A 13,357-nucleotide genomic window follows, 5' to 3' on the forward strand; every position below is an offset into this window, starting at 1 on the left:
CTCTATGTTTTGGTTGGGGGCATTCGTGGCGTATCGAGATAGTAGCTTGAGTATCGCTCCATGAAATGCTCGGTGCTTCCGTAAGAGCTGTACTTTGCAAGCCGCTTCATATCGACCTTGTTGAGGACCAGTCCGAGAATCTTCGGCGCGATTTCCGCCTCCGCTTGCAGCACGGACTTGACGAGTGCGCGAGGCGTGACACCCCACTCTGCCACCATGACGAAGCCATCGGCCATTGGAGCGAAGGCTTTGGCGTCGACGACGGGACCTAGAGGTGGCAGGTCGATGACAATATAGTCGAACACAGTGCGCGCTTCATCCAGCAGTTTCTTCATACCCGGGCTTGAAAGGATCTCGCTGGTGTGACGCAAATTCCGGTGAAGCACCGTTGGAATGATGGCCAGCTTGGTCTTGTTCTCGACCTTGACGGAATTTTGCCAAGGCTGACCATCCATGACCGCCTTTACGAGCCCTCGTTGCGTTGAAAGCGACAGGGCGCGGGACAGACCTGGATTGCGCAGATCGCCATCGATGAGCAGCGTCTTGGCCCCCTTTGCGGCCAGCAATCCCGCAAAATTGGCAGCAATCGTGGTTTTGCCTTCGTGCGGCAAAACGGAGACGACGCCGATCACCTTGCTTTCCTTGCCCTGCAGCACAACGTCCGCAGCGATTTTGACGTTCCGCAATGTTTCGGCAAATTGCGAAGACGGGTTATCGACAGCCAAGCGGATTATATTGGTCCGGGCTGGCGGCGCGGCTTGTCCCTCCAAGGCCACAGGCGCTCTCTTGGCCTCTGTTATACCCTCGAGTTTTGGCACAAAGCCAAGGAACTTGACGCCGAGAAGCGTGCGCACATCTTCGCCAACCCGGAAAAAGCGCTCACGGTATTCACGCCATGCGCCAATGCCAGCGCCAGCAAAAAGGCCGAGCAGCAGGGAGGCTGCGAGGGCGAGTTTCTTCTTCGGGCTCGATGGATCCGTCGGCGTCGATGCAACCGAGATCACGCGCGCCTTGGCGATCGGGAAGGACTGCTGCTGTGACGCTTCCTGATAGCGGCCGAGATAGGTCTGATAGAGATTGGTCAGTGCCTGGGCATTCTGTTCCAGATCCCTCAAATGCACGAGAGCTTCGTTTGCAGTGGACGTTTTGCCGGTCGCACTATCCAAACCTTCGCGCAGGGATGTCTCGCGTGACTGCGCAGCCTCATACTGATTGCGGTAGCTTTCGGTTATTTGCTGGAGCTCCTGGAAAATCTGTCGGGAAACGTCCTGCTCCTCGGTGCGCAGACTGACAGCTTGCGGATGATCCTGGCCGAAACGGCTGACGATTTCCTGCTCGCGCTTGGTGATCGTCAGATAGCGCGCCCTCAGGGTTCCTATCACCGAGGTGCCACTCTGGTCCGATACAACAGCCGCATTGTTGACAGCGCCCTCGGGACCCGAGGCCAATATCGACTTATATTGATTGTAAAGGGCTCGCGCCCGCGCGGTGTCAGCCTGCGCCAGGATCAGCTGGCTGTTGATATCAGAAAGTTGCTGCTCGGAAACCAGCGCTCCCTTAGCCGCCGTCAGACCATTGGCGGCCCGGAAGCGCTCGGTCTCGAGGGCTGCTGCCTGTGAACTTTCCTTCAGTTCATTCAAGCGGCCCTGAAGCCAGACGGTCGCCCTTTGCGTCGCATCGAAATTTGCGTCCAGCTGATCCGAGAGATAGACGTCAGCATAGGCCTTCGCAATTCTTCCGGCGAGTTCCGCGTCGTCTGACGTATAGGTGAGATCGATGACAAAGCTGCGTCCTTGCCTTTGGACATCAACGTTGGACTGCAGGAGCGATGCCGCATATTCGACCTTGAGATCCGCAGCGGACAGGCCATCCGTATTGGCCGGTTTGCTACTCCCGAAGAGCCCGACGATGGACCGCATTGTGGAAATGGCGGTTGCGAAAATGGAGCGCGGCGGGTTCATAAACCCATCGTTCTCGTCAAGCTTCTCCTTTCTCACCACCTTTTCTGCAAGCTCAGCCGACTTCAGAATCGCGATCTGGCTGAGTATTGTTGTATCTGTCTGCATATTGGCGGGTGCAGGCGAAGGTTCATCAGCGAATTTGCCAAGATTGTCGTCGAGCAAAATACTGGTCGCGGCCGTATATCCTGGTTTGGCGGCGATGATGTAAATGAGGCCGAGTAACAGACCCACAGCAGCGGTTATGGCGACCGTTCTTGCCTGCCGCCGGGCGATAGTCATCAAGTGCTCGAGGTCAATGAAATTATCGGAGTGGGCTTGCCCTTCCGGGCTTCCCGCTAGCCGAACATTAAAGAGTTGATTGCCTTGATGCATGTTACCGCCGATTGTTTGCTTTCGTATAAAATATTGACTGGGCCTGCCTGCCTTTAGGACGGGATCAAGCGCCTGAGACGTATTCCAATAGGCATAGAGAGATGGCGAAGCGCCGCAGGGTCCTTCAATACCACCTCGATGATCCCGCTGATCGATCTGCGTTTAATATGACCGACGAGAGAGAGAAAAGATTTCGCCTCCTCCAGGCTGCGCGTCCGTCGCGCCTGGGCAGCCTTAGCCTCAGCACCGAGTTCGAATTTTGCCAGGAATGTCTTGTCCGCCTCTAACATGGCGATGATATGATGTGTTTCGAGGACGCGCGAAATAGACCCAGGACGCACACGATAGGCATATCCGACTGATGGTTCCACGACGCATTTTCCTCCCTTCGCCAGAATGGATGCGAGGAAGATATAATCTTCTCCGATACGCAGGTTCTCTTCGTAACGCAAACCATGCGTCTCGATGAACCGGCGCTCAAAAATCGGCTTCATGTAGCCGAAATTGAAGGTCGTCACGAAAACGAGGTTCGAAGCTATGAAATCCGCCAGTGAAATCTCGCGGATTTTCGCAAGGTAGTGGACGGGAAACATCGTCTCTCCCTTTGTCTCGCCGTCCTTTATCACTTCGATATTGTCCACGGCGGCTTGCGCGCCGGTATTCTCCGCACGGGTTATCATCGCCGCGATGCGGTCGGGAAACACCGTGTCGTCGGAATCGAGCACCGCAATCCAGCGGCCCTTCGCGAGGGCAAGAGCGGCGTTGCGAGCGCAACCAGGACCGCTATTGCTTTCCAGTGTGACGACGCGTACCCGCTCGTCCGCCAACGAACCGGCGATGGCGGCGGTGTTGTCGGTAGACCTGTCATCGACAATTATGACTTCCACGCTCACGCCGCGCTGTGCCAGCGCGCTTTCTATTGCGCGCCGGATCGTGTCCGCGGCGTTATAGGCGGCGATAATGAAGGTGACATCAGGCTGCACGGGATTTATCTCTCCTCGCTGGCACCATCGCCACCTCTCCATATTGCTCGATCTCGCGGATGCCTATCAGGCCGCTGACGACACCCACATGCATAATGCCGCGCAGGAACCATCGGTTGCGCCGGGTAGCAGAAAAGGCCGTCACGAGTGCCATAGACACGCAAAAAGCCGCCTTGGTACCCGCAAGCACCATCTGAGCGGCACGTTTCATGCCGGTTGATCCACTCCTGAGCATCCGCCCATGCGTCTGACCGACGCGGAAGCGCCGTTTGCAAAGCCACGAAAATTTGGCCCGCGCCTGCGGCACCGGTTCGAAAACCCAGGCTTGGGGTGCGTATGAAATCCTGCCGCCCGCTTCGTGAATTTCGGTGAAATATTGTGTGTCTTCACCGCCGCTTCGTCCCAGCGCCAAACTGAAACGCCGGTTCCCGATGAATGTCGAGGAGCGGCGTAACAAGACGTTGCATGTATAGCCGGTGAGAATTTCCTCGCGTACCCATACAGGAAACGTCGAATGGAAATCACCCTTACTCATCCAGCGTGGCGCATCGCTTGCATAAGTTGCTTGTACGGGTCCGAGTACGGCATCGGCATTCGTATCGCGTGCCGTGGTCAATAGACGTTCTATCCAGTCCTCCGACGCCGTTTCATCATCGTCGATGAAGGCAACATAGTCGCCGGTGCTGGCGTCGAGGCAGGCATTGCGAGCCAATGATATGTTCGCTGCCGGGCTGTGGATATAACGCACTTCAAACGGAAGTTCCGACGCGATATCGGCAACCCGATCTTTGGCGCTGGGCTCGATATCATTATCGGCGACAACAACGCGTACGCGGCATTTTTCCGGCAGGTTCATTTGGCCGAGCGAAAGCAGGGTCGCCCTCAGCTCCTCACGACGATACGTGCAGATACAAATGTCGATCCAGGTCTCACTAGCACTGGATTGATTGCTCGAGCCAGTCATCAGGGCGTATCCCCCCGTCTGCGCGAATCGAACAGTTGCAGCCAAAAACCCGTGGACCAGGCGAGATGCATGATCATCGCTGATACGGACGCCAACGGACCGTAAGGATTACGTTCGCCAACGGCCAACCACACGCCATAGCCCAGGCAGATTGTCATCCATAGTACAGCCGGTACCGCCGCCCACCAGCTGAGGGCAGCGAGAAAAACGCCGGCGACGACAGGAAGGACCATAAGGGGAAGCGCCTGACGAACCTTCGGAATCATGCGATGTTTCAGGAGGTTTTTTGCCCTGCCTCTCCCATAGCCGAGATACTGCTTGAACAGCGCCGATACCGATGACCGCGGATAGTAGACCATGAAGGTCTTGTCCGTCATCCATATGCGTGCACCGGCAGCCTTCAGCCGGCAATCAAGCTCGGCGTCCTCGTTGTGGGTGAAGCCCTCGTCGTAACCGCCAACCTCGCGGAACATCGAAATACGCATCAGGGCATGATGGCCGTGATCAGTCCAGTGGCCTTTTGCGCCATGGCGATGCCGCGCGCCACCGTTACCAAGTTTGGAATTCTGTGCGAGGGCTGTCGCCTTTTGAAAGGTCCCGAACCCTTCGGTCGCCATGCCGACGACGACGGAATCCGCTCCCGTAGCTTCCGCTTCATTGAGCAGTTTTTCGCAATAATCGTCCGGGTATTTTCCATGCGCATCGATACGAATGAGATAGTCGTGCCCTTCGCCATAGCTCGCCACCGCCAGATTGATTGCGGCGCTCTGGACGCGTTTCTCATTGTGCAGGAGAATGACACGCGGATCGTTCTGCATTATTTCCGCAACGATCTGCTGCGTTCCGTCGCTGCTGCCGCCATCCGCAACGACGATCTTCAAGTCGAAGCGCCGGGCTTCGGCGCCCAGTTTTTCAAGAAGCGCGCCAATGTGCTCTGCCTCGTTGAGGCAAGGCACAACAACAATGCAACGGCCGACAAAATCCGTTTTTGTAGCGCTTGGCATTGACGTCACTTCTCCTGTTTTCATTTTTGCCGATCCGGCATTCCGGCTGGTCAAGCTGCGACCCGAAGTACGGCGCCATGTTCGTTTGCACGAGTGAGCCGCCCAAGACGTTCCACCAGTGCGCGGCAATCGTTCTGGTCAAACACCCAGGTCGAACGTTCCTGTGCTTTGACTTTTTCACGGGCGCGTTCGTAACGATCGGTATCCATTTCATCGAACAAAGCTGCAAGAACCTCGACCGTCGGTTCGCCTAGTGAAAAACCGATGCCGCGTTCTTGCAAAAACAGCGAGGTTTCGGTGCCCTGCATCGCTATTGGCACAGAGCCATAGCGACATCCTTCATAAAGCCTGTTCGGCAGAAGCCAGTTGGAATTTTGTCCGGCCTCGTAGAAATCGATAGCCCATGAAAAATGCACTTCGTCATAGATCTTCTGCAGATCTTCCGGATTTGCGTAGGCGCCATGGAACTGCATGAATGGTTCATCGGCAACGAAGCGGTCGAAATCATCGAACTCCGAATAGGCGGGGCGACCCCTCAAAACGATTTCAACCCGGCCCTCCATCTTGCGTGAGAACGCTGACAGGAGCTCCAGCGAAGTTCGGCAGCGCAAGGCACCAAACCAACCGATCTTCCAAGGCTCGTCTTTGGACTTGCCCGCACGGCTGATGGCCTCCGTTTCCTGAGGCCCGAGTTCCAGAACCTTGTTCTCCACCACTTCGACCGGCAAGTTGATCTGGCCAAAGGGTGCGAAATATTGCCTGACGAATGCGGGCGAAGACGTGATCAGAAGCTGTGCATTGTTGCTGAGCGTTCGTTCCACGAAGCGCAGCGCCTTACCCGTCATATCCCGGCGCAAAAGCAGCCGATGAATATCAAGGCATTCATAGACAATTGGCACGTCACCGGAAAAGAAAGCCTTCGCCCGATTGGCGAGTGCCAGCATTTCCAGGTTGCGTCCGATGATCAAGTCCGGTCTCGCCACACCCTTGAGCCTCGAGCCGAGTGTCAACGCGGCGCGTGCAACAGCGGCGACGCGTTGGGTAAACCTGCCATCACTCGTCCTGCCGAGATCGATCGGAACGATTGTCGCAATCTCCCTGATCGGTTCGCGGCTTCGCGTGAAACCGGCAACAGTGACGGTTGCACCGCCAGCTTGCATCATGATCACGCGGCGCCGGACCGCGGGGTCGGACAGATCATGCACGAGGTACAGGACATGCAGCATGAGGTCATCCCACGATTGATCTGCGTAGGTAACTTAGTATGGCTTTTACTGCAGTGCAACATTTTTGCTTCACTGCAGCAAGTTCCATAATGAGCCCTGCGGCATTATTGTAATGAATTGGGCGTAGGTATGTTGCCATCGAAAAAATCAATCCAGCGAGCACGCAACTGATTCAGGGAACTGGCAAGCTTCACCCAGCGCAGTAAACGCAACCCGGCCAAACTCGGCCGAAACGGGTGCGCTGGGCATGCTAAATGCTCCAAGCCAGGATTTCATCTTGTCGCTGGCCCAAAGGCTCAGAAATATCTTCTGCGGGTGGGTGGGCAGAGCCGAAGGATCGGTGACGGTGTGCACCAATTGACCGTTCACATAGTAGCGCAGACGATCCTTTTCCCAAACGAAGGCATAGTCATTGTACTTGCTGTCTGCGCCTTCAGGGACGGCGACCAGTTTCTCGTGTCCGCCCTTGCCGTTGACATAGGTATTCAACTGAACCCTGGAGGGGTCCTTTCCAAGAAACTCGAAGTCGATTTCGTCCCATGGTTGCTTTTGCTGGGGCCCGATATAGGCGAAAAAGCTGGTGTTGAACCCTGAACCCGCCGCGGCCTTGATGCGTGCTTCATAGGTACCGTAGCTGAAGCGCTCATTGGTCTGTATCTCGCCGCACACATAATCGCGATCCTTGGTTTTTTGAGGCGCAAAGCCGAGGGTCAAGGTGTTGTCCTTGAGACCCACCTGCCCCTTGGACCACGTGCAATTCTGGTGAGCGCCATTCGACCAGCCATCCGAAACGTACCAACGCTTCTTGTCCAGGCTGGCAAAGTTTTCGACGAAGGATTTTCCTGGCTGCTTCTCCTGGGCAAATGCGAGAACGGGTGTCAAGCAAAGGCCAAGCGCCATGCTGGCGAGTGCTATCCGGGATGAAATCGGGGCGACCATCGATCTTCCTTTCTTTATGGGAAAAGGCGCATCAGCCAGAAGCCGAAGTTGGACATAATCCTAAGAGTGCATATTATCTTTGCTGCACTGCATCATTTCACAACGCGCCGTAGCGGCTGTCAACCGCGTAAAAAAATCAAAAATGCGGCTCTTTTTTATCGCAAAATCAATATGTTAGTGAGCATAGAGCGATAACGAACCGCAAATACGTGCCTTTTTAAGGTCGTATTCGCCCTATCGGAAGCGAGACTTCAATCGGACTTCGGTTCCACTTGGCCAAGGCCATTCGCATTCTCAAACGTCGTTATGGCCTCGTCCATTTCCTGCATGAACGCCATCTGTTTTTCCAGGAAATCGATACGCTGCGAAAACCTTGTCAGTGCCTGCGTCAGATTATCCACCTGCGCAGACACCTTTTCTGTTTCGCCTTCGTTTTCCATGTTTTCGAAGGAAAATGCGGCATTGACCGAAGCGTCGTCATAACGGCGGCGAAAGCCGTCGCGCTCGCGTTCAGTCTCCGCAACAACATCCCGTATTGCCCGCTTGATACTCAGGAAACGCGTGGCATCCGACAGACGATCTCTCTCGGGATTTCTTGTCCGGAAGCGGAATAATGCCATCTCTCACCCATTTCCCAGGACGCAAAGGCGCCCTCAACAACGTACCCAGAGCTATAGACAAAACTTGCTACACAATGGTTGTTTCCGGTTTCGATCCTGTCAAGCCAGATAACGAAACTCCCAGTATCTGACACAACCTTTAACCTTCCGGAAAAACGACTACGGTTTTTTTGAATTTTACAAATTCCGCCGATAGTGCCAGTTTCCCGTATCGAATTTAACGAAGTGATAGAGCTCAAATCATCTCTGGACGACGAAAACGGAAATCCGTCCAAGAGAAAAACACAATGCTCCCATACGGACGTCACGATGAGAATTGCAAAATCCCTGCTTGTCGAGCCAGGCAAGAATTTTTGGTACGGAACGCTCGCCGTAGGCTTATCGGTCTTCGTTTTTGCCTATTCGACAAACTTTGGTTTTCTATCCATCCTGGTTTTTTACGGGCTTTGGTTGCCTCTTGTTTTGGTGGACTACCGAAAAGTCATCGGCAACTACGCACGTTTCTATTGGGTATTGCCCTTCGTCCTCTTGGCATGCATGTCGTTTTTATGGTCGGCCGCGCCCCCAGTCACCCTGCGCGCCGGCATTCAGTATTTGACGACGATAATCTGCGCCTTGATCGCATCCCGCATCATAGACGCGCGAACCTTTGCCAGCGGGGTCAGCATGGGTGTTGCGCTGGTCCTGCTTTATTCGCTTGGCTTTGGCCAATACCAATATGATGCGCTGGACGGCTCCTATAGTTTCGTCGGCGCGTTCGCGTCCAAGAACCAGCTTGGCTTCTTTGCATCCCTGGGTGTCTATTTCGCCTTCGCCAGTTTCTTCGTGTTGCAAACCAGCAAAATATGGCGATGCATCGCAGTCGTCTGCGGGATCCTGTCTGCCTATTGCCTGGTGGCCTCCAGTTCGGCTACCTCGGTCATCGCAACGCTTGCGATATTCACCGCAACCTTGATCGTCGGCGTTGTATTGAAATTTTCACCGAAGCACCGCCGGTCCTTTTTTGTAGTCGGCGTCGCGGTAGCGTTGGTGCTCGTTGCCGTGGCTATCAATGCCGGCGCCATTGATCTGGTACTTGGCGCTTTCGGCAAGAATTCCACACTCACCGGACGTACTTATCTTTGGCAAGAGGGATTCAGAGCTTCGCGCGAGGCGCCACTTATGGGTATTGGCTATCAGGCTTACTGGGTACAAGGCTTCTCTGAGGCCGAGCGACTATGGGCAGAATTCTACATTCCTGCGCGTACCGGATTTCATTTTCACAATACCTATATCGAAGTGCTTGTCGAACTTGGCTATGTCGGCGTTGTTCTGATCAGCCTGCTCCTGGGGGGTGTGGTGATCGGCTTCCTGCGGCGTCTGCTGACGGAAGGATATACGCCGCAAGGACACCTCATGTTTGGCATCGCGCTGCTGCTATTGATCCGCTCGTTCTTCGAGATCGACTTCATCCAGCCTTACACGATCGGGTCATTCCTCCTGTATTATTCAGCAGGATTGCTTGCCATCCCCCAGCGCACACCCTTCAAAATGATGCAACCGACGCAACTACAGACATAACAATATCGTGATCGATCAAAAAAAGGCACAAATATGGACCGGGTGGAACCCGCCCGTTCGCCACTTCTTTATGCATTGAAGGGATTAGTGCAGTGCAGCATAACGCCCGGTTTGCGGCCCCGAAAAAGTTACCGCATTCGCGTTATGACCTGTATCAGACGCCTATTTTGCGCTGAACCATGCCTTAAGGCGCAACCACTGCCAAATTCGCCACAGTACAATGCAAATAGCGAACAATAGTCGGCAAAACGTCTGCAAGTTAACAGACGTATAATATAGTCGAAGAGGTCAAAAATTGGGCAACTTATGGGCAATTTCTAGCCATCACTTAGTGTTTCACGCGTGTTAATTTTTTGTGTTGCATTGCACCATATTTTTAATGCAACTTTAGATGTAGCCTTGGATGTACCGTTTGATACCGTCGCATCAGCCCATTCGATCACCCGACCCCCGGAGTTGCGCCATGAGCGATTCAGTCAAATCGACCGATTTGAGCTATTCACAAATTGATACGGATTTCGATCCTGCTTTGGGCGGATTCCTGAAGCGTGGATTCGATATTGCTGGGGCCTTGGCAGGCCTCATTGCCCTTAGCCCCCTGTTCCTGCTTATTGCACTCCTCGTAAGGTTGTCCGATGGCGGGTCGGTATTTTATGGCCATCGCCGTATTGGGCGCGGGGGCAGCATTTTCCATTGCCTCAAATTCCGGACGATGGTTCCAGATGGCGATGGCGTGCTGGCCAGCTATTTTGCAGCCAACCCCGATGCTAGGGCCGAGTGGGAAGCCACCCGCAAGCTCAGGGACGATCCGCGTGTCACTCGCGTCGGGGCGGTACTGAGAAAACTGAGCCTTGATGAATTGCCGCAGATCATCAATATCCTTCAGGGCCACATGAGCATTGTCGGACCCCGTCCCGTCGTCCACGACGAGCTGGAGAATTATGGCAACGCCGCGGTGTTCTACCTCAAATCACGCCCTGGCCTCACAGGGCTTTGGCAGGTAAGCGGGCGCAACGACGTTTCTTACGACAGCCGCGTGGAGTTCGATCGGCACTATGTCGAGAACTGGTCGTTGAAACTCGACTTGCATATCATCATCAAGACTGTGCCTGCCGTTTGCATGGCCAGAGGCAGTTACTGAACAGCTCAATGACAATTGCAAAACCTGGTTGCGGGCATTCCTTATGGCCCGCGATTTTAATGTTTTTAAGTGACCGGATCCAGATGCGATCCGATGTCTTTGCACAGGAACAAATCCAATGAATTTGACGGTTTTTGGAATTGGCTATGTCGGTCTTGTACAGGCCGCGGTATTGGCTGAGGTGGGGCACAATGTTTTGTGCGTCGATATCGACGCCGACAAGGTAGAACGGTTGAATCAGGGATTGATCCCGATTTACGAGCCAGGTCTTGAGAGTCTCGTCAGAGAGAATCACGCAGCGGGCCGCATCACGTTCACGACGGACGTCGCAGCCGCAGTTAAACATGGCCAGATCCTGATGAGTGCGGTCGGTACACCGCCCACCGAAGACGGATCCGCCGACCTCAAATATGTGCTGGCCGTGGCAGAGGCGATCGGGCGCGAAATGGAAGCGCCAAAGATCGTTGTGAGCAAATCCACAGTGCCGGTAGGTACCTGCGACAAGATAAGGCTTAAAATCGCGGAAGTGCTCAAGGCGAGAGGACGCGAAGAACTGGATTTCGATGTCGTCTCAAATCCGGAATTCCTCAAGGAAGGCTCGGCCGTTGTGGATTGCATGAAGCCTGACCGCATCATCATCGGAACCAGCAGCGATAACACCGAAAAGGTGATGCGGGAGCTCTACGCTCCCTTCAGCCGCAATCATGATAAAATGATTGTCATGGATGTGCGCAGTGCCGAATTTACGAAATATGCAGCCAATTGCATCCTCGCGACAAAAATCAGCTTCATGAATGAAATGTCGGGTCTGGCTGAGCGGCTCGGTGCCGATATCGAGGAGGTCCGCAAGGGCATCGGCAGCGATCCACGCATTGGCTACGACTTTATCTATCCGGGAATAGGCTATGGCGGGTCGTGCTTTCCGAAGGACGTCCGCGCCATGATCCAGACAGCAGAAGGCATCAGTTTCGATGCCAAGATGCTGAAGGCGGTGGATGAGCGGAACAACGCGCAGAAGTCCATTCTGTTCGAAAAAGTCCACCGCTATTTCAAGGGCAATCTCAAGGGCAAGGTATTTGCGCTTTGGGGGCTGGCCTTCAAACCGAACACCGACGACATGCGTGAAGCGCCTTCGCGCACGCTGATGGAGGCTCTGTGGCAGGCGGGAGCCAGCGTGCAAGCCTTTGATCCGGAGGCGATGCAGGAATGCCAGAGCATTTACGGCCAGCGCGATGATCTGCTACTTTGCGGAACCAAGGAAGCAGCGTTGCGCGGTGCCGACGCCCTGCTGATCGTAACCGAATGGAAGAGCTTCCGGGCACCATCCTTCGACCTCATGAAGGACGCCCTTACGACGCCTGTCGTCTTCGATGGCCGGAATATCTATGATCCCAAGGTCATCGCCCGTCATGGTCTGGAATATTACAGCATCGGCAGGCAGGCCGCATAGGTCGCCGGTGGAAAACAGGATACAAGGAGCCACGCGATGAAAGTACTTTTTGCGGGCGGCAACGGCTACTATCCCCAGTTCAGCGGTGGCGTTCAATCGAGTACGCATCATCTGGTCGAACAATTGCGCAATCAGGGGCACGAGGCCTCGGTTCTAGCTGCCTTGTTTGGCCAGGGGATGTTCGGACTGAAGGCGCGCGCCAAGATGAAGATCATGGGTCAGCGGGCGGCAGTAGACAGTTTTCCGGGCTATCCCGTGGTCAGGGCCTGGTTTCCCTGGGAGGCTGCGGGCTTCGCGGTCAAAAGGCTCAGGCCCGACGTGGCTGTCGTACAATGCCACAAATCGGTTCCGATAGGGAAAGCCCTGCAAGCTGAAGGGATACCCTTGGTCATTTACCTCAGAAACGTAGAATTCCACGAACTTGCCGGTGATCTGCGGGAACTGGATTCAGCACTCTACATCGCGAATTCCGAATTCACCGCGAGGACCTACAAGGAAAAGTTCGGGATCGATTCGACCATCATCCCTCCGACGATCGACCCTGTCCTGTACGGAACGCCGACGACTGGCGAATATGTAACGTTCATCAATCCCTACAACGAAAAGGGTTTTGAACTGGCCGTCCAGATTGCCGGGCAGTGTCCCGACATCCCGTTTCTCTTTGTCGAAAGCTGGAAGCTTGCCGATGATCACCGGGCCAGCATCGAAAAGACGATCGCTCCTCTGAAGAACGTCAAACTCGAAAACCGCACCAGCGACATGAAAACGGTCTATGGGCGCACCAAGATCCTGCTCGCCCCCAGCAAATGGGAGGAGGCATGGGGCCGCGTCGCATCAGAAGCGCATTGCAGCGGCATTCCTGTCGTGGGGTCACGCCGTGGCGGACTGCCGGAAGCGATTGGCGAAGGCGGCCTTGTCTTGGATTACAACGCGCCGCTGGAAGATTGGGTCGGAGCAATCCGCACGCTCTGGACTGACAAGGGCGAATATGACCGGCTCTCGTCCGCTGCAAGGAAATTTTCCGAGCGGCCGCAGATGGATCCGAAGAGCCAGTTTTCGACCTTTCTCGGCGTTCTTGACCAAGCTGCCAGCCGGAATATCAAACAGGTGGCGTGATAAGCGCCGCCCCATATTTGC

General features: G+C 54.8%; 11 protein-coding genes. 4 read left to right on the top strand and 7 right to left on the bottom strand.

Going from position 1 to position 13,357, the window contains the following annotated elements; all coding sequences use genetic code 11:
• Nucleotides 1-2: 2 nt before the first annotated feature.
• From FHS21_RS03415 to FHS21_RS03445, 7 genes are all read right to left on the bottom strand, one after another.
• Nucleotides 3-2,333, bottom strand: a complete 2,331-nt coding sequence (locus tag FHS21_RS03415) for a polysaccharide biosynthesis tyrosine autokinase (protein WP_112551066.1) — start codon at nt 2,331-2,333, stop codon at nt 3-5.
• A gap of 53 nt (nt 2,334-2,386) precedes the next feature.
• Nucleotides 2,387-3,316: a glycosyltransferase family 2 protein gene (locus FHS21_RS03420; RefSeq protein WP_183660981.1), complete on the bottom strand. Its 930-nt coding sequence runs from the start codon at nt 3,314-3,316 to the stop codon at nt 2,387-2,389.
• Nucleotides 3,306-4,280, bottom strand: coding sequence for a glycosyltransferase family 2 protein (locus FHS21_RS03425; protein WP_112526532.1), 975 nt, complete (start codon nt 4,278-4,280; stop codon nt 3,306-3,308). Before FHS21_RS03425 ends, FHS21_RS03420 begins: the two co-directional genes overlap by 11 nt.
• Nucleotides 4,280-5,284, bottom strand: a complete 1,005-nt coding sequence (locus FHS21_RS03430; RefSeq protein WP_162701830.1) for a glycosyltransferase family 2 protein — start codon at nt 5,282-5,284, stop codon at nt 4,280-4,282. Before FHS21_RS03430 ends, FHS21_RS03425 begins: the two co-directional genes overlap by 1 nt.
• Nucleotides 5,285-5,334: 50 nt before the next feature.
• Nucleotides 5,335-6,510 (bottom strand): glycosyltransferase family protein, encoded by a 1,176-nt coding sequence (locus tag FHS21_RS03435; RefSeq protein ID WP_162713582.1) that lies wholly within the window; start codon nt 6,508-6,510, stop codon nt 5,335-5,337.
• 147 nt (nt 6,511-6,657) lie between these two features.
• The gene (exoK, locus tag FHS21_RS03440; protein WP_183660984.1) at nt 6,658-7,449 is read right to left on the bottom strand and encodes an endo-1,3-1,4-beta-glycanase ExoK; all 792 of its coding nucleotides are present in this window, start codon (nt 7,447-7,449) and stop codon (nt 6,658-6,660) included.
• Nucleotides 7,450-7,700: 251 nt separating this feature from the next.
• Nucleotides 7,701-8,069 carry a hypothetical protein gene (locus FHS21_RS03445; RefSeq protein WP_112526536.1) on the bottom strand — a complete coding sequence of 123 codons (369 nt, stop codon included), beginning with the start codon at nt 8,067-8,069 and terminating at the stop codon, nt 7,701-7,703.
• Between the two features lie 309 nt (nt 8,070-8,378).
• Between FHS21_RS03445 and FHS21_RS03450 the strand changes: the two genes are divergently transcribed.
• The 4 genes from FHS21_RS03450 to FHS21_RS03465 all read left to right on the top strand — a co-directional run bounded on the left by FHS21_RS03450 (nt 8,379) and on the right by FHS21_RS03465 (nt 13,336).
• Entirely contained in the window at nt 8,379-9,629 is a 1,251-nt protein-coding gene (locus FHS21_RS03450) for an O-antigen ligase family protein (RefSeq protein WP_183660986.1), read from the top strand.
• Nucleotides 9,630-10,092: 463 nt separating this feature from the next.
• A complete protein-coding gene (locus tag FHS21_RS03455; protein WP_112526540.1) occupies nt 10,093-10,770 on the top strand; it encodes a sugar transferase in 678 nt (225 codons plus the stop codon).
• A gap of 118 nt (nt 10,771-10,888) precedes the next feature.
• Entirely contained in the window at nt 10,889-12,220 is a 1,332-nt protein-coding gene (locus FHS21_RS03460) for a UDP-glucose dehydrogenase family protein (RefSeq protein ID WP_112526542.1), read from the top strand.
• Between the two features lie 36 nt (nt 12,221-12,256).
• Nucleotides 12,257-13,336 carry a glycosyltransferase gene (locus FHS21_RS03465; protein ID WP_112526545.1) on the top strand — a complete coding sequence of 360 codons (1,080 nt, stop codon included), beginning with the start codon at nt 12,257-12,259 and terminating at the stop codon, nt 13,334-13,336.
• Nucleotides 13,337-13,357 lie beyond the last annotated feature (21 nt).

The organism is Phyllobacterium trifolii (genome assembly GCF_014192095.1).
GTDB classification, from domain to species: Bacteria; Pseudomonadota; Alphaproteobacteria; order Rhizobiales; family Rhizobiaceae; genus Phyllobacterium; species Phyllobacterium trifolii.

Excerpts from the sequence above, each read along its gene's own strand:
- FHS21_RS03425 (WP_112526532.1), bottom strand. The coding sequence starts at position 4,280 with ATGACTGGCTCGAGCAATCAATCCAGTGCTAGTGAGACCTGGATCGAC.
- FHS21_RS03450 (WP_183660986.1), top strand. The coding sequence starts at position 8,379 with ATGAGAATTGCAAAATCCCTGCTTGTCGAGCCAGGCAAGAATTTTTGG.
- FHS21_RS03465 (WP_112526545.1), top strand. The coding sequence starts at position 12,257 with ATGAAAGTACTTTTTGCGGGCGGCAACGGCTACTATCCCCAGTTCAGC.
- FHS21_RS03435 (WP_162713582.1), bottom strand. The coding sequence starts at position 6,510 with ATGCTGCATGTCCTGTACCTCGTGCATGATCTGTCCGACCCCGCGGTC.
- FHS21_RS03445 (WP_112526536.1), bottom strand. The coding sequence starts at position 8,069 with ATGGCATTATTCCGCTTCCGGACAAGAAATCCCGAGAGAGATCGTCTG.
- FHS21_RS03415 (WP_112551066.1), bottom strand. The coding sequence starts at position 2,333 with ATGCATCAAGGCAATCAACTCTTTAATGTTCGGCTAGCGGGAAGCCCG.
- FHS21_RS03460 (WP_112526542.1), top strand. The coding sequence starts at position 10,889 with ATGAATTTGACGGTTTTTGGAATTGGCTATGTCGGTCTTGTACAGGCC.
- exoK (WP_183660984.1), bottom strand. The coding sequence starts at position 7,449 with ATGGTCGCCCCGATTTCATCCCGGATAGCACTCGCCAGCATGGCGCTT.
- FHS21_RS03455 (WP_112526540.1), top strand. The coding sequence starts at position 10,093 with ATGAGCGATTCAGTCAAATCGACCGATTTGAGCTATTCACAAATTGAT.
- FHS21_RS03430 (WP_162701830.1), bottom strand. The coding sequence starts at position 5,284 with ATGCCAAGCGCTACAAAAACGGATTTTGTCGGCCGTTGCATTGTTGTT.